We start from the raw sequence: 23581 nt of genomic DNA on the forward strand, positions 1-23581 counted from the left end.
ACTTGATTCATATGTGTGAAGATATCTCCTACTAATTCAGTGAATACTTCATACATATAGAGTTGTATAGACTCCTCTGTAGCGATTAAATCGCTCGATTCCTTTATTATTTCATATAATTTTGTTATAATTCTATCCATAAGAAGGCCTCTTTCATCTATGTATTTGCCGCTCAGCATACATTTATGATAGAACGCCTTCTTTCTTTTTGCTAGTAAAAAATAAAATCATCTCGAGAACTATTTTACACATACTCATCTCATTGGACAAAAAAAGATGAACTATGTTGCATTCATCTTTTTTGCTGTTCTATTTAATTTTATTCTTTTTCTAATTTTTTACCTAATTCAATAATGTATTCATTTAACGAATCTTTAATTTCTGGATGTTTTAGACCATATTGAATACTTGTTTTTAAAAAACCAAATTTATCTCCAACATCGTAACGAATCCCTTTGAACTCATGAGCAAATACACGTTGAGTTTTATTTAACGTATCGATTGCATCTGTTAATTGGATTTCATTTCCAGCTCCTGGTTCTTGTGTTTCTAAAATATCAAAAATTTCAGGAGTTAATAAATAACGACCAATAATCGCTAAATCACTTGGTGCATCTTCCGGTTTTGGTTTTTCAACAAAACGACGCACATTATACGTTGTTTCATCTACTTGCCCTTCAACATCGATGATTCCATATTTAGATGTTTCTTCATGCGGTACTTTCATCACTGCAATATTGGATGCATGCGTTTTGTCATAACCATTGATCAATTGTTTCGTTAATGGGACCTCGTCTTCCATTAAGTCGTCTCCAAGCATAACGACGAATGGTTCATTTCCAACAAATGCTTTAGCTTGCAAGACAGCATCGCCCAAACCTTTTGGATACGATTGGCGGACAAAAAATAAATTCAAACCTGTTGTTTCTTCAACTAATTCTAACAGTTCCATTTTACCTTTAGATTTTAAATTAGCTTCTAGTTCTGGATTAGAGTCAAAGTGATCTTCAATAGGTCGTTTACTTTTTCCCGTTACAATCAAAATATCTTCAATTCCTGAATTGATTGCTTCTTCGACGATAAATTGAATCGTTGGTTTATCTACGATCGGCAACATTTCTTTAGCCATTGCTTTTGTTGCTGGTAAAAATCTTGTTCCTAATCCTGCTGCCGGGATAACCGCTTTACGTACTTTTTGCATATGTTGTATACCTCCAATTGATTAGATTATTTTATTATTTTACTTTTTATGCTTCCGATTTACCATCCCGTTTCATTAAAGAAACGATGATGTCTTCCACGTTAGCTCCATTATACAATACTTCGTAAATTGCTGCAGTAATTGGCATTTCAATTTCTTTTTGCTTGGCTAACTCATAGGCTGCTTTTGTCGTTGCAATTCCTTCTACAACCATCCCCATACTTTCAAGAACTTCTTTCAAGCTGTTGCCTTTGCCTAACATGTGTCCAGCTCTCCAGTTTCTAGAATGGACACTTGTACAAGTAACGATCAAGTCTCCTACGCCGCTTAATCCTATGAAAGTCATAGGATCTGCTCCAAAAGCGACCCCTAAACGGCTTATTTCAGCCAATCCTCTAGTCATCAAAGCCGCTTTTGCATTATCGCCATAGCCTAATCCTTGCAATGCTCCAGCTCCTACTGCAATGATGTTTTTCAAAGCAGCACCTAGTTCAACCCCAATAATATCGTTATTCGTATATACCCTAAAGTAATCATTCATAAATAAGTCCTGTACTACCTTAGCAGCCTCTTCATTTGTTGAAGCTGCTGTAATCGTTGTTAAATCCTTGACTGCTACTTCTTCAGCGTGACTGGGACCGGATAAAACTACAACTGCTTGTCGTTTGCTTTCTGGGATTTCTTCTTCTAAAATTTCTGAAATGCGTTTATGACTCTCTTGCTCCAAACCTTTACTCGCATGAACAATAACGACTGGCTTAGTTAAAAGGGGGGCAATCATTTTCGCCACCTCACGAATCGCTTTTGTTGGGATCACAAAAACAATGACTTCTGCGTCCTTAATTGCTTCTTCAAGATGAGAAGTTGCTCTAATATTCTCTGCTAAAACGACAGAAGGCAAATAAAGTTTGTTCGTATGTTTAAGATTGATTTCAGCTATTTGTTTTACATTATGGCTCCATAAACGAACATCATTGCCATTTCCTTCTAACACCATTGCTAAAGCCGTTCCCCAAGAACCTGCTCCTAAAACAGCTACCTTCTTTGACATCTTATTTAGGCTCCTTTAGCTTAATTGCTTGCTTTTTTTTTTGAAAACTTGTTCTTTTTTTGTTGATTCATTCCATCTGTGTAATATGGAACAGGTGGATAATCTCCTCTTCTATGAATCCATAGATAAATCGCTGCTGCAAATAAGACTACTGATAAAGCTTGCGACACACGAATCAAATCAAAAATCCATAAGCTGTCTGTTCTAAGACCTTCAATAAAGAAACGTCCAAATGAATACCAAAGTACGTAACTCAATACAACTTCACCTTGTCGCAGTAAATGATTTTTATTGCGCAACACACTAATTACAATAAAGCCGGTTAGGCTCCATAATGATTCGTAAAGAAACGTAGGGTGGTAGTAAACGCCGTTAATTTCCATTTGATTGATAATAAACTCAGGTAAAAACAACTTCTCTAAAAATGATTTAGTTACTTCTCCGCCATGTGCTTCTTGGTTCATAAAATTTCCCCAGCGGCCAATAGCTTGAGCAAGCAAAACATTAGGCGCCAAAATATCTAGCATTAACCATATTGGAATGCTTTTCTTTTTTGTGTACCAATATACCGTTAATCCTCCAGCAATCAAGCCGCCATAGATCGCTATACCGCCATTCCAAATCGCCACGATCTGGTCGGGATTTTCAAGATAATAGCCTAATTCAAACAACACATAATACAATCGTGCTCCAATAAAAGCTATTGGTAGGGCCCAAAGAGCCATATCCACGACATGATCTCCTGCGATTCCTCTTTTTTCTGCTTCTCGTATACTTAAAAAAATAGCCGAAAATATACTTAAAGCAATAATGACTCCATACCAATATATCTCCAAGGGTCCAAATGAAAAGGCAATTGGATCAATGATCCCTAAAAAACTGTTCATCTTCTAATCTCCATCCTTACTATTCAAGCGAATTTTTTTTGATTAACTTTTCTAAATTTCGTTCAAAGGTTTCGGTAGCATTATACCCCATATTTTTTGCTCTGGTATTCATAGCTGCACTCTCAATAATAACGGCTAAGTTTCGTCCCGTTTTAACCGGGATTGAAATTTTTGGAACATCTACATCTAAAATGCGTTTCTTTTCTTCTCCACTGCCGAGTCTATCATATGTTTTTTCTTTGTCCCATAATTCTAAGTTGACGACTAAATTAACTATTTTACTTAATCGAATTGAACCAACACCAAACAAATTCACAACATCTATAATACCGATTCCGCGAATCTCAAGTAAATGACTCAAAATTTCAGGTGGTTCTCCCACAATTTTTCTGCCATCCATCATGTACATTTCAACACGATCATCTGCTACTAAGCGGTGTCCTCTTTGAATCAACTCTAAGGCTGTTTCACTTTTACCCACACCGCTGTCTCCTGTGATCATAACGCCCATTCCATATATGTCTACCAATACACCATGCATAGATATTCGCTCAGCCAACTGTGCTTCTAGAAAATTCGTCAGATTGCTCGATAACCGCGTAGTGGATTGATTAGAACCCAGTAAAGGAATGCCTTTTTCAGTGGTTGCTTGGATCAATTCTTTTGGAGGTGTTAAACCTCTTGCAACGAGAAAAGCAGGAGTATCCGGCTGACACAATCTTTGCATGATGATCAACCGTTCATCACTGGTCATCTGTTCAGAAAAGGATATTTCCGTTTTGCCAAATAACTGGATCCGCTTTTGTGGATAATAATTAAAATATCCAGTGAGTTCTAGACCTGGACGTGAAATATCATCTGTTACAATTTTACGATCAAGAAATTCCTCTCCGTTATGTATTTTTAAATCCAGAGAGTCTACTAATTGTTTTACAGTTACACTTTTGGCCATAATTTTTTCTCCTTTGTTTTAAATTCTTTTTTTATTTCACTTTTTATTATTTGATTTTTTTCGCTTTAAACTACTACATGATTTCTATTTTACCATTTTAATGATTCCGTTTAAAGGAAATCAAAAGAAAACCTATTCAAAAAAATAAAATGCGTTAAGAATATTTGTTTTTATTTTAGGTAATAAAAAAGAATCAAGACAAAATTGTCCCGATCCTTTTTTGCTTATTAAGGTTGTCTTAATTGGTTATTTATCAACATGTTGACTAATGACACTATCATAGCAATCAGCATAGTTGCTCCAAACGATGAAAATTCAAAACCGCTCCCTACGATGGCAGATGTTAAACTCAACATTCCTGCATTTATAACAATAGTAAACAATCCCAGAGTTAATATCGTAATGGGCAATGACAAGATGAACAACACCGGTTTCACAGCCATATTCAGTAGTGCCAATACAATACTAGCCCCTAACGACACCCAAATGTTTTCCACATAGAACATATTTTGCAAAAAACCGGCTAAGGCTAAGAAGAGCACTGCATTAACGATAATTTTTTGCAGAAATCTCACTAAAAGTCACTCCAGTCTTCCTCTTCAACTTTATCAGCTTCTTTGCGTGATGCTGGTTTTTCTGGTTGCTTATTTCCTTGATTAAATCCGTGAGCAGTAGAATCTTTCGGATCGTTAGACCTAGGTGCTTCAGGCATCACTATAGCCAGAACGATATAAAGAATAAACGGTGAGCCCGCTCCAATCAAAGTTGCTGCACCATAAATAATGCGGAGTAATGTTGGGTCGAAACCAAAATATTCAGCAATTCCAGCTAGTACCCCACTCACCATTTTATTATCTCTTGATTTTGTTAATTTTTTCATATCTATTCGCCTCACTTATTTTTTGGATTTTATTCTGCTTCTTTCAACAAGATATTTCCTGTTGTTGTTTCTAATTTTAACATTAATAGTTGCGTATCTGTTATTCTTCTAAACTCTAGCAGTTGGCTTATACGGTCTTTTCTTTCTTTCAGAATCTCAAGATTTTCAACACGGGTTTGAATGGTTCCTAAATTACTTTTTGCTTCGCCTTCGATACTATAATTTTTAGGGAAAGCTACTTTAACACTTCCATTGACCGAAGAAGCTGTCATACGGGTCAAGTCCTCGCCTTCTAACGTAACTTTTACAGTTCCATTAACTGTTGACAGATTTCCGCTCTTGATTTCACCTTGTACAACGATTCCACCGTTTACGCTTTTTACCATTAAATCTCTCACCGTGCTATCAACTACTGTAACAGTTCCATTGACGCCATCTGTTTCCAACATTGTAGCTGTAAGATTTTGGAAAAATACATTTCCATTCGTACATTTAACATAAAAATCTTTTCCTTCAAAATCTTCAAATTTCACATTTCCATTCAATAAATTGATTGCTGTATGATCGTAGATTCTTTCAGGAAGGTAGAAGGTTACGTCACAACGTATCCGCTTATTCGGAACATGGAATAACATTTTTTCGTCCGTTACTTCAACAGTGCTTCGTTTTTCAAAAGCTTCTAAAGGAGTTGCTGTATCTAACTTGCCGTAGATTTTAATCTCTGCTTCTACTTTGATATCTTGACTGTCCCAACTTTTAAATAATACATTTCCGTTTGCAACCTTTACATCTAGAATGGATGCAGAACTTTCAGGATAATTAAATTCGTGAGTGAACTTAGTTGAAGCTAGACCAGGAATACGAACATTTACATCTTTCCAATCCATACTTTCCATTACGGTTGAGAAGGTATTTTTCATGAACTTACCAAATTGATTTCCAGTGTCTACTACTCTACCCGTTACCTGGTTCAATGTTTCGTCCATTGTTTCTTTCCAATCTTCAGGTATTTCGAATTTTTCTGAAATTTGTTTTTTTTGTGTTCCCCATTGTTTTCTCTTCACCGTTTTCAACTGATTTTCTAATTCCGCTTTATCTTCTTCTAGATCTTCTAGTTGCGCTTTTAATTCATTGACTTCGTTTTTCATTTGTTTCATTTCTGGTAACTTTTCAGCATTTAACTCTTCTAGATCTTCTTTTGTTTCAAGCACCATTAACTTTTCTTGGATCAATCTAAGTTTGCTTTTGATCGTAGCAATTTCCAAGTTTTTTTCATCTAATTTAACAGAGTAAGAGGATGCTTCATTGGATAACCTCTCTAAAATCTTTTCAAGCTGCTCGCGATCTTTTTGTTCTTCTTTCGAAAAATCTCCATTTTGAACATCTTCTTCTGATTTTGGGAATTCAGGAATATTATTTGACTCTTCAAATTGAGTTTCTTCTGGATTTTCAGATGAAACAGTTGAAGTAGTTTTTTGTTCTTCAGTTTGAGAATACGCTTGTTCTTTCTTGATCGCTTCTTTGCCTTCTTTTTTTGCTGCATTCTCTAATAAAATTAAAGCTTCTTCAGTAGAGATGATTCCTTGCTTAACTAGTTCAAGTATTCTTTCTCTTTGTTTCATGGTCAATTCCTCCTTAAATTCTTCTAATTTATTTAGTAGTGATAGATAATGGTTAGCTGCTGTTTTTTATACTGTACTTTGTTCTTATCGTCATTATGCGTCATCTAAAGAAGTTTGTCATAGGACTTAAGTACGATTTTCTGGTCGTTATATAGTCTCAATGGGAGGCCAACTTTTCACATTTAGTTTAACATGAAACAAAACATTTTAAAAAAGAAACACTTTACATTAGAATCGTTCAGCAAATAGTGTTAGCACTACGAAATAATTTTTTTCCTAAATGGGCTGGTTTGTTTATGCAGCACAAAAATTATAGCTCTTAAAAAAAAAGATAAACCAAACTGTAATGAAACAGCTTGGTTTATCTTTTTTGAGATTTTTTAATTTTAAAGCATAAGGTTACATTTTTTCTCTTTTTTTATCTCTTTTTAAGATTTCATCTAGGTACTTACCAGTATAGCTTTTTTTCACCTTTGCTACTTCTTCCGGTGTGCCTGTAGCGACGATAGTACCACCTCCAGCACCACCCTCTGGTCCTAAATCGATCACGTAGTCAGCCGTTTTAATTACATCTAAATTATGTTCAATGACTAAAACAGTATTACCAGCTTCTACTAATCGGTTTAACACCACTAGTAAACGTGCGATGTCATCTGTGTGCAAACCTGTCGTAGGTTCATCCAAGATATAGAAATTATCGCCATTTGAACTTTTGCGTAATTCACTAGCTAACTTCATTCGTTGTGCTTCCCCACCTGATAACGTCGTGGCAGGTTGACCAAGTGTCACATAGCCTAATCCTACATCAATAATAGTCTGAAGCTTTTTACGGATCTTAGGAACATTCTCAAAAAAGACAACAGCTTCCTCTACTGTCATATTCAGCACGTCAGAGACATTTTTACCTTTGTATCTAACTTCCAAAGTTTCTGAGTTGTAGCGTGTACCATGGCATATTTCACATGGTACATACACATCAGGAAGGAAATGCATTTCAATCTTTAAAATCCCATCTCCTCTGCAAGCTTCACAACGTCCGCCTTTTACATTAAAACTAAAACGTCCTTTTTTATACCCTCTTATTTTAGCTTCATTCGTTTGAGCGAATAAATCGCGGATATCGTCAAATACACTTGTGTATGTTGCTGGGTTACTTCGAGGCGTACGCCCAATCGGACTTTGATCAATATCAATGACTTTTTCTAATCCTTTATGCCCTTCAATCGATTTATATTTTCCAGTTTTTTGTTTTGAACGATTTAAATCACGAGACAATGTTTTTTTCAAAACAGCATTGACTAAAGAGCTTTTACCCGATCCCGAAACGCCCGTAACGGCTATAAAACGACCTAGTGGAAAATCGACATCCACATTTTTTAAGTTGTTTTCAGCTGCCCCAATAACGCGAATGGCACCTCTGTCCTCTGCTCTTCGCTCTTTTGGAACAGGTATAAATTTTTTCCCAGATAAATAAGCACCCGTTAGGGAATTCTTACTATGAGCGACTTCTTCAGGTGTTCCGATAGCCATGATTTCGCCACCTTTTTCACCAGCACCTGGACCTATGTCGATCAAATAATCCGCTGCCATCATTGTGTCTTCATCGTGTTCAACTACAATCAGCGTATTTCCTAAATCACGCATTTTTTTTAACGATTCAATGAGTCGATTGTTATCTCTTTGATGGAGTCCAATTGAAGGTTCATCTAATATATATAAGACACCTGATAAATTAGATCCAATTTGGGTTGCTAAACGAATACGTTGAGCTTCTCCCCCTGATAGCGTTCCAGCCGTTCGACTGAGTGTTAGGTAATCTAATCCAACATTTTTCAAGAAAGACAAACGATCATTTACTTCTTTCAAGATAGGTTTTGCTATCATCTTTTCTTGCTCAGACAGAGACAGGTCAGCAAAAAATTGAATGGAATTCTCAATAGGATATTCGCAGACTTCTCCAATATCTTTTCCAGCTACTTTTACTGATAACGCTTCTGGACTTAATCTTTTTCCACCGCACGTTTGACAAGTTAACTCATTCATATACAATCGCATTTGATCTCTTGTATAATCACTACTCGTTTCACGGTAACGTCTTTCAATGTTCGTCAGTATGCCTTCAAAAGGAATATCTACATCACGCATACCGCCAAAATCATTTTTATGATGAAAATGGAATAATGCTCCTTTTGAACCGTACAAAACTAATTCTTGATCTTTTTGCGGCAACTCTTCAAACGGAATCGTTTGATCAATTTTAAAATGTTTGCACGCTTGTTTTAACATCTGTGGATAGTAGTTCGAACTGATTGGATTCCAGGGCAAAATAGCTCCATCTTTTAACGATAAACTTCTATCCGGAACAATCAAATCGATATCCACTTCTAATTTAACACCTAAACCATCACAATCAGGACAAGAACCAAAGGGTGAATTAAATGAAAATAATCGAGGTTCTAATTCGCCTACACTAAATCCGCAGTGAGGACATGCATAGTGTTCACTAAATAGAACTTCCTCTTGCCCTATAATATCGGCAATTGCATACCCTTCTGCTAAGCGTAAAGCTGCTTCAAAAGAATCAAATAAACGTGAGCGAATACCCTCTTTTACTACGATTCGATCGATAACAATTTCAATATCGTGTTTTTTATTTTTTTCCAACTCGATATCATCGGAAATATCGTACATTTCTTTATCTACACGTACACGTACGTAGCCTTCAGATTTAATTTTATCAAAAATTTTCTTGTGCTGTCCTTTTTTACCAGTGACAATTGGCGCTAATAGTTGAATCTTAGTTTGCTCAGGATACTCCAGTATACGATCCACCATTTGTTCAACAGACTGACTAGAAATTTCAGTGCCATCGTTCGGACAAATAGGATGGCCTATACGAGCATAGAGCAATCTTAAATAATCATTGATTTCGGTAACCGTTCCAACGGTTGAACGTGGATTTTTGCTAGTTGATTTTTGATCGATAGCGATAGCTGGACTTAGTCCTTCTATGCTATCTACGTCTGGTTTATCCATTTGACCAAGAAATTGACGGGCGTAAGCTGAAAGACTTTCAACATAACGTCTTTGTCCTTCCGCATATAGAGTATCAAAAGCTAAAGAACTTTTACCAGACCCTGATAATCCTGTCACTACAACTAATTTATCTCTAGGTATAGTTACATCAATATTTTTCAGGTTATGTGAACGAGCACCCTTGACCGTAATTTTATCATGTGCCATATACTTACTTCCTTTTTTGTTTATTTTTTTTCATTTCTAATTTGTTTATACATTTAATTTAATGAGAACACAAAAAATAGGATAGCAACTTGCACCCTATTCTTATCTTATTAGTTTATCACAACTCATTCGTTTTGGCGAACGTTTGTTCACTGTTAGTTTGTTATTGAATCTGAAATGATTCTTTGCGTTATTTTTTGCAACTGATCTTGATTGATAAAGCTGCTGCTTAATAAATCAGGCAACACTTCTTTCAAAAAATAGTCTGCACACGTCAAATGCTTAAACTTTAGAATGGTTGTTAAGGATTCTTCATATATTTCTGTAAACACCCGTTCAGGATTACCTTTTTGGATTTCTCCAAACGATTCATACAGCAAATCGATTTTGTCTGAAACAGATAAGATTTGACCTTCTAAAGTATCATCTTTTCCTTCTTTCAATCGTTCAAAATAAGCGGCTTGAAATTCTTTCGGGATTTCTTTTGTTATAAAGTTTTCAGTCATTGAATCTTCTACATCCGCTAATAATCCTCTTAGTTCAAGTGTAGCATATTTGACCGGTGTTTTTATATCCCCTATAAACAGCTCTGTATAATCATGATTCAGCGCTTTTTCATATAACGCACGCCAATCGACTTCAAATCCCGCTTGTTCCTCTACCGTCCCTAAAAATTGAGCAATTTGAGAAACTTTAAATGAGTGTGCTGCGACAGAATGTTCTTCGTATTTAAATTTTCCGGGACAGCGAAAAATATTTTCTAAATCACTTAAACTTTTAATATATTGATGCATTCCCATTTCACTTCATCCTTCCCTTTGATAAATTTTCATAATCCTAACATAGTATGTCAAATAAAGCAAAAGAATCCTTATCTCACGCACCTAATTGAATATTCATGTGAACTTGGTCTAGAAGAAATTTCATTTTAAAAATATCTACACTAATTGATATAGAACCTAAAAAAACGACTAGAATAGTTATTCTAGTCGTTTTGCTTAATTTATTTTATAGGAGTACTTTTATTATGGGTATTTAATTCGACTACTTTGCCAGAATTCAAATACACGATCCATTCAGAGATATTAGTAACATAATCACCAATTCGTTCTAGATATCCGGTTACAAGCATATAATCGGATCCTCCAAGTACAATTTCCGGATCAGCTTTCATGTGTTCAATGCAGTCATGATTAATTCTTTTTGCATCTTTATCTACTGCTCGGTCACTTAAAGCTACTGCTTTAGCTTTTTTCGTATCAAAATTTATATACGCATCTAAAACGCCTTGAACCATCACTTTAACTTTTTCAGACATTTCAGCAATTTCTGCTTCGACTTCATAAATACGTTTGCTGCCCTTTACGCGAATAGTTGATTTTGCAATACTAACTGCATGGTCGCCCATTCTTTCTAAATCAGCACTAGCTTTCATAACTGTTACAATTTTTCTTAAGTCTGTTGTGACTGGTTGTTGTAAAGCAATCATTTCAAAACATTGTTTTTCTAACTCGACTTCATGTCTATTGATCTCCAAATCTGCATCAATCACTTGTTGGGCAAGCTCTTTATCATGGTTTACAAATGCTTTTACTGATTTATAGATAGCTTCATTGACCATTTTACCCATTTCAAAAAAATGGACATGCAAACTATTTAGTTCTTCTTCGAATACGCGTCTCACTTTCCATCACTCCAATACTTTTTCTTAATTATGCAATAAATTATCCAAAACGTCCAGAAATATAGTCTTCAGTCTCTTTTTCTTTTGGCCTTGTAAAAATTTGTCTTGTTTCCCCATACTCGATTAAACGTCCATCTAAGAAAAAGGCTGTATTATCTGAAATTCTTGAAGCTTGTTGCATATTGTGGGTGACGATTATCAATGTGTACTCTTTTTTTAATTCTAATAACATGTTTTCAATTTTTGCACTTGAACCTGGGTCTAAAGCACTTGTTGGCTCATCCAGCAAAATAACCGATGGCTCAATGGCTAATACTCGTGCAATACAAACTCGTTGTTGCTGTCCTCCGGATAGGGAAAGAGCACTTTTATGCAATTTATCTTTAACATCTTCCCAAACAGCTGCTTTTTTAAGACTTTCTTCAACAATGGCATCCATTTTAGCTTTATCTTTCATTCCTGCAATTTTCAAACCATAAGCAACATTTTCATATATTGAGAAAGGGAATGGATTAGGCTGTTGAAATACCATCCCTACTTTTTTTCTTAGTTCAACAGTATCCATTTTAGGACTGTAGATATCTTTGTTTTCAAACATCACATTACCAGTAATGGTGATATTTGGTATTAAATCATTCATTCGATTCAATGTTCTTAGAAAAGTTGATTTTCCACAACCACTAGGGCCGATCAATGCGGTAATTTCATTCGGCTTAAAATTTAACGATACGCCTTTTAGAGCTTCATTTGTTCCATAGTATAAATGTACGTCTTTAGATTCAATAATAAAATTTTCGTTGCTCACTATTTTTTCCTCCTAACCAAAATGACCAGATACGTAATCCTCTGTTGCTTGAATTTTTGGACGAGTAAACACTTTTCTCGTTTCATCGTACTCAATAACATTTCCAACATAAAAGAAGGCTGTATAGTCACTGATTCTTGAAGCTTGCTGCATATTGTGAGTAACGATAACAATAGAATAGTTTTCTTTCAATTGCAACAGCGTTTCTTCTACTTGACTAGTAGAAATAGGGTCCAATGCACTTGCCGGTTCATCTAATAGCAAAATATCGGGTTTAAGAGCAATGGCTCTTGCGATACATAGACGTTGTTGTTGACCACCAGATAATGCTAAGGCACTTTTATTTAGTTCGTCTTTTACTTGATCCCATAAAGCAGCTTGTTTTAAACTAGTTTCCACTGCTTCATCTAATGCATTTTTATCTTTGATCCCATGTCGTCTTAAGGCAAATGCAATATTGTCATAAATTGATTTGCTAAATGGATTAGGACGTTGAAATACCATTCCGATATTTTTACGTACTTCATATACATCGATATTTGAAGCATTTACATCAATACCTTTATACATAATTTTCCCGGTCACTTTAGCAGCTTCGATCTCATCATTCATGCGGTTCAAAGAGCGCAAGTAAGTTGATTTCCCGCATCCGCTGGGTCCAATAAGAGAAGTGATCTTATTTTCTTCAAATTCCAATGAAACGCCTTTGATTGCTTCATTCTCTCCGTACCATACGTGCAGGTCTTCGGTAGATAGATCAATCGTTTTACTAGGGGCCATCTTTAAAATATTTGTTTCTAATTTAGCTTGATTGGGCATTACTTAAATCCTCCTTGTCTAACTGAATCCTTATCGCACGCTATTTATCTATTAAGCAGAAGTAGCTTTCTTTTGAAGTCTTCTTCCTAAGTAACGGGCAACTAAATTAAATAGCAATACTGCAATGACCAAAACAGCTGAAGCTCCTGCCGATACTTGTGCTCCATCCGGCATTACGCCTTCACTGTTGATTTTCCAAATATGGACCGCTAAGGTTTCAGCTGGTCTCGTAATATTTAATGGGCTGGTAATCGATTGCGGATTCCAATTGGTAAAATCTAGAGCTGGTGCACTTTGCCCAGCCGTATAAATCAAAGCAGCTGCCTCACCAAAAACACGTCCAGCTGCTAAGATCATACCGGTTAAAATACCAGGTAAGGCTGCGGGTAAAATAATGCGAGTGACTGTTTCCCAACGAGACAACCCTAAAGCAAGCCCGGCTTCTCTCTGAATGCTAGGTATAGCTTGCAGAGAATCTTCAATGGTTCTTGTTAATAATGGTAGATTAAAGATCGTCAATGCAAGCGCTCCAGAAAGGATCGAAAATCCAAAACCAAATTGAATTACAAAAATCAAAAATCCAAAAAGTCCTACCACTACAGAAGGCAAAGAACTCAATACTTCTATCGCTGTTCTAACGACATCGGTCAACCAATTTTGTCGTGCATATTCCGATAAATAAATAGCCGCACCTAAAGCTAAAGGTGTACTGATCAGCATCGTCAACAACAATAGATAAAATGAATTAAACAATTGAATTCCGATCCCACCCCCGGCTTGAAATGATCTTGTTGGGCGAGTTAGAAATTCCCATGAAATTTGTGGTACGCCTCTTACTAAAATAAAAGCTATTAGGCTGAATAAAATAAGAACAATAACGATAGATAAGGCGTATAAGGCGCCAACTGCGAATTTATCCCACTTTTTTGCATCCATTATTTTATAGCCCCTTTCTTACCGATCCAACGCGTTAAGATATAAAAAAACAGTGCCATGACCATTAAGATCAAAGCTAAGGACCAAAGGACATTATTCTCTAAGGTACCCATAACGGTGTTCCCCATACCCATGGTCAAAATACTGGTTAATGTTGAAGCTGGTGTAACTAAATCGGTCGGCATTAACGCCGCATTTCCGATAACCATTTGAACAGCTAAGGCTTCTCCAAAAGCACGTGCCATCCCAAAAACAACTGCTGTCAACAAACCAGGTGTTGCGCTTCTTAATACAACTTTATAAATGGTTTGCCATCTTGTTGCACCCATAGCAAGGGAAGCTTCGCGGTAATATCGTGGCACAGCATTTAGTGCATCTACCGCCATGCTTGTTACTGTTGGCAAAATCATAACAAATAATACTAAAGTAGCGGATAAAATCCCAAATCCAGTACCCCCAAAAATAGATCGAAAAAAAGGAACGACCACGGTCAACCCGATAAATCCATAAACAACGGATGGGATTCCCACTAATAATTCAACTACCGGCTGTAAAATTCTTTTCCCAGTTGTTGGTGAAATTTCTGTCATAAAAATTGCTGCACCGATCGCAAAAGGTGTAGCTAATACTGCTGAAAGTAAGGTAACTAAAAATGATCCTGTGATCATTGGAAGTGCGCCAACAAGCGGTTGACCATCTTCACCGATATTACCAGGATTCCATACTGAACCGGTTAAAAAGTTCCAAAAAGAAACACCATCTGTAAAGAACGTAGCGAGTCCTTTGCTAGTAACAAAATATAAAATTGAAACAACCACAAGTACGATAATAGCGATACAAATAAAACTAATTGTTTTTCCTAATTTTTCTAGTCTGCCTTTTTTTGAGTTTCCAAGTAATCTTGCTTGAATCTCTTCCAAAAGAAGCCCTCCTTTTATATCAAATATAACAAGTTGAAGGCGATTTTTCATATCGAACAGTCGTCTTCAACTATTTGCTGTCTATTCTTCTGTTACTATTGACTTGGATTAATAAAGCTACTCTACAGGTATTCTATTCCCCTCAACATCTCGTTCCACTTCCATTTGGCTAGCTGGAATATAGCCTACTGCTTCGATCAGTGTTGCTTGGACCTCGTCAGATAAAATGTATTCAAGAAAATCTTTTGTCAACCCCGTAGGCTCTCCATTCGTATACATATGTTCATACGCCCAGATCACCCAGTCACCTGTTTTCACATTTTCAACTGTTGGTTCTACTCCATCTATTGATAACGAAACAACATCTTCATTTACATAGGAAAAACCAACGTAACTGATCGTACCAGGAGTGCTGGCAACGATTTGTCGTACTGTCCCGTTTGCTTCTTGTTCTTGCGTAATGATACTCTTTTGACCTTCTTCTAATACCCATCGTTCAAATGTTGCACGGGTCCCACTCCCGGAAGCACGATTCAAGACCGTTATTTTCAGATCTTTACCGCCAAGTTCTGACCAATTAGTGATTTTCCCTCTAAAAACTTTATTTAATTCTTCTAAGCTGATATCTGTTACGCCAGTACCTGGTGTAACAATAGGCGTGATACCTACCACAGCTACGCGATGATCAACTAATTTAGAGGCATCTATACCCTCTTTTTCTTCCGCAAAAATATCTGAATTGCCAATATCTACTGCATCTGCAGCAATTTGGCTTAGACCCGTTCCAGTACCTCCACCTTGCACATTAATAAATTTCCCAGCATTTTCAGCACCGTATTGTTCACCGGCAGCTTCCACAAGGGGTTGTAAAGCTGTTGATCCGACTACTGTAATGGATTCTTGTTCTACTACAGGTCCACATGCTGTCAGAACAAACCCTAATGCAATGATTACCATCAGCCCACTGTTTTTTAGTCTCATTTTATACCTCCTAGGTATTTACCTAAATTACATACTTCTTAATAATAACGTAATATAAAAAAAGTTAAATAGCATAATTGTAAATTTTGTGTAAAGGCAGTTTACACTCTGTTAATCTTTTAACTTTTTTAAGTTAAAAGAGCAAAGAAAACACTGTCAGATAGCATTTTATCTCTACCTGACGCTTTTTATTTAGTTATCGATCTAAAAACTAAATGAGAACTTTTTTATCTAATTCCAACTTTAATAATGATTAATTTTATAGTAACCTTACATACTTCGTAAAGGCTATTAAGAATTTGTAAAGACCCTTTAGTCTATTTGAATACAAAAAGAGCCTTAAGACTGATCTCAAGGCTCTTTTCGATACAAAATTCACATTTTTTCACTGCATCCGTTATGCCTGAATAATCATTTTGATTGAATCGGCAACTTTACAATGAAGGTGGTTCCTAATCCAAGTTTACTTTCAACAGTTATAAACCCATTTAAATTTTCGACTAAATACTTAACGATGGATAATCCTAATCCAGTCCCGCCAAAATTACGGCTACGGGCCTTATCTACTCTATAAAAACGTTCGAAAATCCGATCCTGCTCATCTTCCGGTATCCCTATCCCGTTATCGGATACCTTAATGACAGCATACTCATTTTCTTTTTTAATAGTGACTTCCACTTTACCACCTTCTTGAGTATAGACGACTGCATTATTGATTAAATTAGCTAATATTTGTTTTAACCGACTACTGTCTCCAGTGATAAGCAGCTTATCCTCTTCAAGAATATTAAGTTCTATTTTTTTCTCTTCGGCTTTTTGCTTAACGAGTTGAAAGGTTGAACTAACGGCTTCTGTGAGATTGATTTCTTCAACTTTCATCGGTACTTGTTTTTGTTCCAATTTTGATAATTCAAGAATATCATTCACTAAAAAATCTAACCGACTGCTTTCAGCTAACATGATTTCTAAAAATTGTTTTAACACTTCTTTATCTTCCATTGCTCCATCTAATAATGTTTCTGAAAAACCTTTAAGAGCTGTGATTGGCGTCTTTAATTCATGTGAAGCATTCGTTACAAAGTCTGTTCGAACTTTTTCTAATCTTCTGATTTCTGTAATGTCATAAAGCAAGACAATTAAATTTTGTTCGCCCGGTTCTTTTCCTTCAATAGGAACAATATTTGCATCTACAATTTTATCTTTAGGGTAATAAAAGTAAATTTCATCATTTTGCTTTTCATTTTTTTGATAAGCTTTTTCGATCAGGTGGCTCAATCCATAACTTTTTGTTGCCTCAATATAAGAATTTCCAACCAGTTTGCTAACATCTTCGCCTAAAATAATATTCATAGCGGGATTTACCATTTTTATCATTCGGTGCTCATCAATCAGCATCACGCCGATAACCAGATGATTGATCAGCTCAGAAAGACGCTTATCATTTTGAACAAGCTCTTGTGTTTGTTCTTCTAAACTTGTAGCTAAATCATTGATTGTTTCTCCTAAATCTGCCACTTCTCCGTAGGCACTCCCCGTGTACCTAACTTGATACCGTTTAGCAGAAAGACTTTCTGCTACTTCCATAATATCATTGATTGGTTTGGCTATCCGTTTGGTTATGATAAGTGTAACGAATGTAGTTAAACTTAGTGCAAGTAAGCTAAAGATCAACAGAGAATTTTTTATCTGATCACTGATCTGATTGATCTCAGCAACTGGACGAGCTAAGCGTAAGACACCTAATAGATCACCTTGTTCACCAATTAAGGGAACCGCAACATAATACAGCGTCTCATTCGTACTTTCGCTTTTTCTAACCGACGTTCCTACTTCATTTCCATCTAATACCTCTTGGAATTCTTCGCGGTCATTATGATTTTCTAATGCTTCTTTATCGGTTACAGAATCGAAAACCACCACGCCGGAAGGATCGATAATGGTCATTCTTTCTTCAGATTGCATTTCTAAAGTTGATAAATCAGTCATTATTGATTCGAGATTTGTTGTCTTTTCTACGTTCATTTGGAGCATATTCGCGATTGTTTTTGCCTGACTGCTCAAAGCTTTTTGTTGACTATCGCCAGCGTAGTCTTGTAACAAATTAGTTGAGAAGAGGCTGATAGAGATACTAAAAATTGTAAATATAGCAATAAAAATAATCAATATTCTAAATTGCAGCTTCTTCATTTTTTAGGTGCCTCAAATTTATAACCGAAGCCTCTCACTGTTTGAATATAAACAGGATTTTTTGTATCTACTTCTAATTTTTCTCTTAAGTGGCTAATATGCACATCTACAATACGAGTTTCACCAGCGTAATCAAAATTCCAAATAGCATCCAACAACTGCTCTCTACTCAAAATGCGGTTGACCCGCTTGATCATATACATCAGCAATTCAAATTCTTTTGGTGTAACTTCAATTTTTTCACCTCTTACGATTACTTCATATTGGCTAGGGTCAATTTGGATGTCCCCTACTTTGATCAATTCAGAATTTTCTAGTGTACCATCTAAATCAACAGAACTATCCTCTACATTGCTTTTACTGTTCATTCTTCTCATAATAGCTTTCATTCTCGCAAGCACTTCACGTGGGCTAAAGGGTTTTGTCATGTAGTCATCTGCACCTAATTCAAGGCCAATAATTTTTTCAAGTTCATCGTCTTTAGCCGTTAACATCATTATCGGTGCTTCAATTTTTTCTTGTCGCAGTTTTTTACAAATATCCATACCTCCCATTGACGGCAGCATTAAATCTAAAATAATAAAATCATATGGATAGGCGAAGGCCATTTTATAGCCTTCTAAGCCATCCAGAGCTGTATCCACTTGATAGCCTTCTTTTTCTAGATTAAAAGCTAACAATGTTAAAATTGACTGTTCATCATCGACAATTAATACTTTTTTCATTTTTCATCCCGCCTATACAGAAATTTTAATTTCATATGTCCTTGATCTAAACTACTTTTCTAAAATGACCACTCCAATTTCATGTGGCGAATCAGCATAAATAGCTGTTTCAGTCAATCGGAGTTCACCATCCAAATTTCTAACTTTCAAATGACAATATACGCTGTTTTTCGATAAGGCTTGATAAAAATCTGCTTCCGTTTCAATTTTGAGATTGTTGCAGTCGGTAATGGTATCTCCAATTTTTAAATTCATTTTTTCTGCTGGAGTACCAGGACGAATGCCAATAATTTTTATACCATTTTCAGCTGGCCCGAAAAGAAAATTCCAGTTTTTTTCACGTTTACGATGGCGGTATAACACAATTGATCCACCAATAATTAAAAAGATAAAACCAGCAATCGAAGCATAAGGTACCCAGATTGAACTAATTGCAATGATTAAACCAATTCCTGTTAAAATCATTAAGTCGTTGGCTAATTTTGCTATCGCCTCTTTCGGAACCTGAGCCTGGACTGTGAATTGAAAGCCTACTAGAATTGGCAACCAAAAGAATGCATACTGTTCATTTCCAATTGAAAAGACTGGCCACCAGCTAAATAAAGCCTGAAAGCTTTCACCAGGAACAATTAGCAAAAGTGGTAACACCCAAAATGGTTTTATAGGATATTTCGCAATTTTTTTACCCCGTTTTGTTTTCAAAAAGCGTGCTGATAAATGACGATCAGCGTTTCTCTTGATCGTGAAAATTGAGATCACTAATATAAAAATAAGAATAATAAAAATGTTCATAAACAATGGTGTTCCGTTAAATTCACTTTGACTTAAAGGACGATACCACGTATTTGGTATAAAAGAAAAATCGCTTCTATCCAGAACAAACGATACTCCTAAAAGAATCAAAGAACTTATCGAAAATGTAAACAAAGGATGAATGAAGCGATAGCCAAAAATCAAACTCACAATTGCTACAATTTGATAGATTATGATCCAATCCATTGTAACCGGAATGCCTACTACAGTTAAAAGAATGGATCCAATTGCCCCAAAAAAAAGTCCTAATAGTAAATAATTTCTAATTTCGTACAATGTATTATAAATTGCTACACGGTGATTACTTCTTTCATGGTTGATCCTGCGATAACTTGTCCAAATTGTAAAAATCAATCCCACAACAAATATGGGTTGAATAAAAAACAGTACTAGTGCAATAAAAAAATTCGCTACCAATTGCATCTACTCCTTTTCTACTTATTTTTCTATTTTATCAAACTAAATCAATATGATCACGAATTTATCCGTTTCTAAATATAGTTTACCTGATTTTTACACTTAAAACAGTTTATACGTAATATTTCTTCTTTTATCTAAAAAAAAGACTCTATTTCTCTATGCTGGTAATCGATTTGAATTATTTAAATGAAATTTCTTTTGGAGTTACGCTATAGTCTGAAGCCTGCAATTGCGGTTCTAAATCAAATGGTGTGGATACTTCAAAAAAAATTCTTCTGGAATGGACGGGTTTGCTTGTTGAGAGCCCAAGGAACGTCTGAAGTGCCACCGTTGTGTAATTCTCATTGAATCCTCTACATGACTACAAGCAACCTTATTCCTCCATAAAATTGAGTAAGTAATGCCATTAGATTAAGTCTATCAACACTAAAAATTATAGATCCGTAATTGCCATGTTTACTGCACTTGTACTATCCACTAAAAAGCAAAAAGACACGTACTAACAAATTGTTAGTACGTGTCTTTAGAATTATTTTTGAGAAAACGGTCAGAATAATTTATTCATTAGATAGACACTCTTAGTTTATACGACCAAAACCAACTAGGTATTGAGCCCAATATGCTTGACTGATCGTCGTAACAGAGACACCTGTTGAAGATTGAGAACCAATAAATTGATTGTTCCCAAGATAAATACCAACATGATCAATACTTCCTGTTTGATTAAAGAATACTAAATCTCCAGGTTGTGCTTCAGATTGTGAAACCTTAGTTGAAGCTGCGTATTGAGCACCAGCTGTTCTTGGAAGACTGATTCCAGCTGCAGCAAATGCATAGCTGGTAAAACCAGAACAATCAAAGCCACTAGTATTCGTTCCTCCATAAAGATAAGGTGTACCAATAACACCATAGGCTGCTGTTTTTATTGTTGCCCATGAGCCATTTGAATCAGTTGCTGTTTTTGTTGTTACGGCAATTTCTTTTGATTCAACTGGTTTAGCTACTGTTTTTGAAGTAGTAGTTACTTTTTCATCAGAATTTGTTGCTTCAACTGCTGTTGCAATGACTTCTACAGGAGTTGAAGTAGCTGTTGTTTTAACAACTGCTAGTTCTTTTGCTTTTTTCTCAGCAACTGCTTGAATAGCTAAAAATTGTTCTCTTTCAGCTTCTACAACAGATTTTTCAGCAGCAATCGATGCTACGACAGCCTCTTTTTCTAAACTTTGTTGTTCCGAATCTATTTTAGAAGTTTCTAATTTTGCAGCTAATAAAGTTTGTTCTATTGCTTTTTCTTCAGTTTCTTTTTGTTTTGCAGCTAAAGTTTTTTTGTCAGCTGCTTGAGCTTTTACTAAATCTTGGTTTGCAGAAACAATTTGAGAAACAACATCTACGCGTCCAATAACATCAGCCATTGATTCAGCATTCACAATAAAATCTACATAATTTTGGTTATCTCCATCTACTTGTACAGAACGTGCTTGTTCATTTAATTTCGCTTCACGTTTCTCAATAGCTGTATTCAAGTCAGAAACTTGTACTTTTAACTTTTTCAAACTAGATTGCGTGTTTTTCATTTCATCCATCAATGACTCAGCATTTTTTTCATTATCTGTAATAGTAGCTGTAATAGCTGCTAATTGAGATTCCGCTGAGACTTCTTTATTTTCAAGATCTGCCAATTTTTCTGTAGATGTTTGGATATCCTTATCCGTACTTGCAAATGCTGTTACAGGTGCAACAAAGGTTGTAAAACCTAGTGCTGCAACTAATGCTATGTTAATGAACTTTTTATTCAATTTTGTTATCCCCCGTTTTCCCGATTGTTTTTAGTTTTTGTCTTTAGTTAAAGTTAATATACTTTTAAGAATTTTCTAATTGACATAAATGATCCGATTGCACCGATAATAATACCGATCCCCAACATTAATCCTCCAACTTGGTATAAAAATGGATTTGGTGTTAATAATCCAAAATACGTACCAGCTAAGAAATCTGTTCCTATATCAAAGGCAGTTACATAAGCGAAACTTAAAATAGCTACTGGTATGATTGCACCAACAAGTCCAATCAACGCTCCTTCAATTAAGAATGGCCATCTAATATACCAATTTGTCGCTCCGACTAATTTCATGATCTCAATCTCAGTACGACGTGAGAAAATAGTGATTCGAATCGTATTCGAAATTAAGAATACGGCGGTTAGAATTAAAGCTACAATAACGACTGCTCCAATATTACGAACGGTATTCATTGTTTTAAATAAGTTGTCTGCTGTTGCTCCACCATAGTTGACTTGAGTGACATATTCTAATTCTTCAATTTGTTTCGCAACAGGCGACGTATTTTCTGGAACATCCGTATTTACAATAAAAACATCATATAAAGGATTATCGTCTCCATCAAATAAATTAAATTCATCACCGTAGCTGCCAACTACTTGTTCTAGCTCATCTTCACGACTTGAAAATTCAACAGAGTCTACATTATCAAGTGATTCTAATTCTGACTGAAGCTCTTTTTGCTGTTCTTCATTTGTAGCTAAATCAATGTAAACTCTGACACTTACATCATTTTCAATATCTGTAGCCAACTTGTTGACATTCATCAGCATAGCAATAAAGGTTCCTACTAATAGGAGCGTTACTGTCACAGCACTTACAGCTGCAATAGACATCCAGCCATTTCTTTTTAAACTTTTAAAACTATCAATTATATGTCTCTTTACTGTTCTAAGCTTCATAACCGTAATCTCCTTCCAATTGATCTCGGACAATGCGTCCATTCTCAACCGCAAGAACACGGTGTTTAACAACGTTAACGATTTGACTATTATGAGTAGCCATAATTACGGTTGTACCTTGATTGCTGATTTCTTCTAGGATTTTCATGATTTCCCATGAAGTATCTGGATCAAGATTTCCTGTAGGTTCATCTGCAATTAGAATATGTGGAGTATTTGCAATCGCTCTTGCTATCGCAATTCGTTGCTGCTCTCCACCTGATAATTCATTAGGAAACATACGCACTTTGTGTTTTAAACCAACTAGTTCGAGAACTTCTAACACTCTTTTTTGAATAGATTTAGGATTCTTTTCGACAACTTCCATCGCATATGCAATATTCTCATACACTGTCAACTTAGGTAATAATTTAAAATCTTGGAAAACTACTCCTACGTAACGTCTTAAATATGGAATGTTCTTTTCTTTTATTGTCATTAAATCAAAACCACCGACTTTGATTGTTCCTTTAGTTGCTTTTTCTTCACGATAAATCATCTTAATAAAAGTTGATTTACCAGCACCACTAGGTCCTACAACATATACGAATTCACCTGGTTCAATACGAACAGATAAGCCATTAATTGCTGTAATGCCATTAGGATATTTCTTATAGACATTTAGCATCTCAATCATTTTTTATCACCTAACTTTTATTAGTTTTTACATCACAAT

The 23581-nt window shown here is 35.6% G+C and carries 21 protein-coding genes; all 21 read right to left on the reverse strand.

Annotated elements, in window-relative coordinates:
• Nucleotides 1-319 precede the first annotated feature (319 nt).
• Entirely contained in the window at nucleotides 320-1201 is an 882-nt protein-coding gene (gene galU / locus J7E16_RS09100; protein ID WP_034547489.1) for a UTP--glucose-1-phosphate uridylyltransferase GalU, read from the reverse strand.
• Nucleotides 1202-1247: 46 nt separating this feature from the next.
• The gene (locus J7E16_RS09105; RefSeq protein ID WP_214891025.1) at nucleotides 1248-2252 is read right to left on the reverse strand and encodes an NAD(P)H-dependent glycerol-3-phosphate dehydrogenase; all 1005 of its coding nucleotides are present in this window, start codon (nucleotides 2250-2252) and stop codon (nucleotides 1248-1250) included.
• A 20-nt stretch (nucleotides 2253-2272) separates the two neighbouring features.
• Complete coding sequence (lgt, locus tag J7E16_RS09110) at nucleotides 2273-3139, reverse strand: prolipoprotein diacylglyceryl transferase (RefSeq protein ID WP_214891027.1); 867 nt, start codon at nucleotides 3137-3139, stop codon at nucleotides 2273-2275.
• A gap of 19 nt (nucleotides 3140-3158) precedes the next feature.
• On the reverse strand, nucleotides 3159-4091 hold the full coding sequence (gene hprK / locus J7E16_RS09115) for an HPr(Ser) kinase/phosphatase (RefSeq protein WP_214891029.1): 933 nt from the start codon (nucleotides 4089-4091) through the stop codon (nucleotides 3159-3161).
• Nucleotides 4092-4318: 227 nt separating this feature from the next.
• On the reverse strand, nucleotides 4319-4666 hold the full coding sequence (locus J7E16_RS09120) for a phage holin family protein (protein WP_034547482.1): 348 nt from the start codon (nucleotides 4664-4666) through the stop codon (nucleotides 4319-4321).
• Nucleotides 4666-4971, reverse strand: coding sequence for a PspC domain-containing protein (locus J7E16_RS09125; protein WP_214891031.1), 306 nt, complete (start codon nucleotides 4969-4971; stop codon nucleotides 4666-4668). Before J7E16_RS09125 ends, J7E16_RS09120 begins: the two co-directional genes overlap by 1 nt.
• A gap of 29 nt (nucleotides 4972-5000) precedes the next feature.
• Complete coding sequence (liaX, locus tag J7E16_RS09130; protein WP_214891033.1) at nucleotides 5001-6593, reverse strand: daptomycin-sensing surface protein LiaX; 1593 nt, start codon at nucleotides 6591-6593, stop codon at nucleotides 5001-5003.
• A 399-nt stretch (nucleotides 6594-6992) separates the two neighbouring features.
• Nucleotides 6993-9836, reverse strand: coding sequence for an excinuclease ABC subunit UvrA (gene uvrA, locus J7E16_RS09135; protein ID WP_214891035.1), 2844 nt, complete (start codon nucleotides 9834-9836; stop codon nucleotides 6993-6995).
• Nucleotides 9837-9991: 155 nt separating this feature from the next.
• Nucleotides 9992-10636 carry an HD domain-containing protein gene (locus J7E16_RS09140; protein ID WP_214891037.1) on the reverse strand — a complete coding sequence of 215 codons (645 nt, stop codon included), beginning with the start codon at nucleotides 10634-10636 and terminating at the stop codon, nucleotides 9992-9994.
• Nucleotides 10637-10839: 203 nt separating this feature from the next.
• Nucleotides 10840-11520 carry a phosphate signaling complex protein PhoU gene (gene phoU / locus J7E16_RS09145; RefSeq protein ID WP_214891038.1) on the reverse strand — a complete coding sequence of 227 codons (681 nt, stop codon included), beginning with the start codon at nucleotides 11518-11520 and terminating at the stop codon, nucleotides 10840-10842.
• 40 nt (nucleotides 11521-11560) lie between these two features.
• Nucleotides 11561-12325: a phosphate ABC transporter ATP-binding protein PstB gene (pstB, locus tag J7E16_RS09150; protein ID WP_214891040.1), complete on the reverse strand. Its 765-nt coding sequence runs from the start codon at nucleotides 12323-12325 to the stop codon at nucleotides 11561-11563.
• Nucleotides 12326-12337: 12 nt separating this feature from the next.
• Nucleotides 12338-13105 (reverse strand): phosphate ABC transporter ATP-binding protein PstB, encoded by a 768-nt coding sequence (gene pstB, locus J7E16_RS09155; protein ID WP_251006151.1) that lies wholly within the window; start codon nucleotides 13103-13105, stop codon nucleotides 12338-12340.
• A 90-nt stretch (nucleotides 13106-13195) separates the two neighbouring features.
• Nucleotides 13196-14080 (reverse strand): phosphate ABC transporter permease PstA, encoded by an 885-nt coding sequence (pstA, locus tag J7E16_RS09160; protein WP_214891044.1) that lies wholly within the window; start codon nucleotides 14078-14080, stop codon nucleotides 13196-13198.
• Complete coding sequence (gene pstC, locus J7E16_RS09165) at nucleotides 14080-15000, reverse strand: phosphate ABC transporter permease subunit PstC (RefSeq protein WP_214891046.1); 921 nt, start codon at nucleotides 14998-15000, stop codon at nucleotides 14080-14082. Before pstC ends, pstA begins: the two co-directional genes overlap by 1 nt.
• A 117-nt stretch (nucleotides 15001-15117) precedes the next feature.
• Nucleotides 15118-15981: a phosphate ABC transporter substrate-binding protein PstS family protein gene (locus tag J7E16_RS09170; protein ID WP_214891048.1), complete on the reverse strand. Its 864-nt coding sequence runs from the start codon at nucleotides 15979-15981 to the stop codon at nucleotides 15118-15120.
• Between the two features lie 411 nt (nucleotides 15982-16392).
• On the reverse strand, nucleotides 16393-18168 hold the full coding sequence (pnpS, locus tag J7E16_RS09175) for a two-component system histidine kinase PnpS (protein ID WP_214891050.1): 1776 nt from the start codon (nucleotides 18166-18168) through the stop codon (nucleotides 16393-16395).
• The gene (locus J7E16_RS09180) at nucleotides 18165-18893 is read right to left on the reverse strand and encodes a response regulator transcription factor (protein WP_214891052.1); all 729 of its coding nucleotides are present in this window, start codon (nucleotides 18891-18893) and stop codon (nucleotides 18165-18167) included. Before J7E16_RS09180 ends, pnpS begins: the two co-directional genes overlap by 4 nt.
• A 51-nt stretch (nucleotides 18894-18944) precedes the next feature.
• A complete protein-coding gene (locus J7E16_RS09185) occupies nucleotides 18945-20129 on the reverse strand; it encodes a PDZ domain-containing protein (RefSeq protein WP_214891054.1) in 1185 nt (394 codons plus the stop codon).
• 575 nt (nucleotides 20130-20704) lie between these two features.
• The gene (locus tag J7E16_RS09190) at nucleotides 20705-21922 is read right to left on the reverse strand and encodes a C40 family peptidase (RefSeq protein WP_214891056.1); all 1218 of its coding nucleotides are present in this window, start codon (nucleotides 21920-21922) and stop codon (nucleotides 20705-20707) included.
• A 53-nt stretch (nucleotides 21923-21975) separates the two neighbouring features.
• Complete coding sequence (gene ftsX, locus J7E16_RS09195) at nucleotides 21976-22866, reverse strand: permease-like cell division protein FtsX (protein WP_214891058.1); 891 nt, start codon at nucleotides 22864-22866, stop codon at nucleotides 21976-21978.
• Nucleotides 22856-23542, reverse strand: a complete 687-nt coding sequence (ftsE, locus tag J7E16_RS09200) for a cell division ATP-binding protein FtsE (protein WP_034547453.1) — start codon at nucleotides 23540-23542, stop codon at nucleotides 22856-22858. Before ftsE ends, ftsX begins: the two co-directional genes overlap by 11 nt.
• Nucleotides 23543-23581 lie beyond the last annotated feature (39 nt).

This window comes from Carnobacterium sp. ISL-102 (assembly GCF_018612935.1).
GTDB classification, from domain to species: domain Bacteria; phylum Bacillota; class Bacilli; order Lactobacillales; family Carnobacteriaceae; genus Carnobacterium_B; species Carnobacterium_B alterfunditum.

Excerpts from the sequence above, each read along its gene's own strand:
- lgt (WP_214891027.1), bottom strand. The coding sequence starts at position 3,139 with ATGAACAGTTTTTTAGGGATCATTGATCCAATTGCCTTTTCATTTGGA.
- J7E16_RS09180 (WP_214891052.1), bottom strand. The coding sequence starts at position 18,893 with ATGAAAAAAGTATTAATTGTCGATGATGAACAGTCAATTTTAACATTG.
- liaX (WP_214891033.1), bottom strand. The coding sequence starts at position 6,593 with ATGAAACAAAGAGAAAGAATACTTGAACTAGTTAAGCAAGGAATCATC.
- J7E16_RS09140 (WP_214891037.1), bottom strand. The coding sequence starts at position 10,636 with ATGGGAATGCATCAATATATTAAAAGTTTAAGTGATTTAGAAAATATT.
- galU (WP_034547489.1), bottom strand. The coding sequence starts at position 1,201 with ATGCAAAAAGTACGTAAAGCGGTTATCCCGGCAGCAGGATTAGGAACA.
- hprK (WP_214891029.1), bottom strand. The coding sequence starts at position 4,091 with ATGGCCAAAAGTGTAACTGTAAAACAATTAGTAGACTCTCTGGATTTA.
- pstA (WP_214891044.1), bottom strand. The coding sequence starts at position 14,080 with ATGGATGCAAAAAAGTGGGATAAATTCGCAGTTGGCGCCTTATACGCC.
- J7E16_RS09170 (WP_214891048.1), bottom strand. The coding sequence starts at position 15,981 with ATGAGACTAAAAAACAGTGGGCTGATGGTAATCATTGCATTAGGGTTT.
- pstB (WP_251006151.1), bottom strand. The coding sequence starts at position 13,105 with ATGGCCCCTAGTAAAACGATTGATCTATCTACCGAAGACCTGCACGTA.
- uvrA (WP_214891035.1), bottom strand. The coding sequence starts at position 9,836 with ATGGCACATGATAAAATTACGGTCAAGGGTGCTCGTTCACATAACCTG.
- pnpS (WP_214891050.1), bottom strand. The coding sequence starts at position 18,168 with ATGAAGAAGCTGCAATTTAGAATATTGATTATTTTTATTGCTATATTT.
- J7E16_RS09185 (WP_214891054.1), bottom strand. The coding sequence starts at position 20,129 with ATGCAATTGGTAGCGAATTTTTTTATTGCACTAGTACTGTTTTTTATT.
- ftsX (WP_214891058.1), bottom strand. The coding sequence starts at position 22,866 with ATGAAGCTTAGAACAGTAAAGAGACATATAATTGATAGTTTTAAAAGT.
- J7E16_RS09125 (WP_214891031.1), bottom strand. The coding sequence starts at position 4,971 with ATGAAAAAATTAACAAAATCAAGAGATAATAAAATGGTGAGTGGGGTA.
- J7E16_RS09105 (WP_214891025.1), bottom strand. The coding sequence starts at position 2,252 with ATGTCAAAGAAGGTAGCTGTTTTAGGAGCAGGTTCTTGGGGAACGGCT.
- ftsE (WP_034547453.1), bottom strand. The coding sequence starts at position 23,542 with ATGATTGAGATGCTAAATGTCTATAAGAAATATCCTAATGGCATTACA.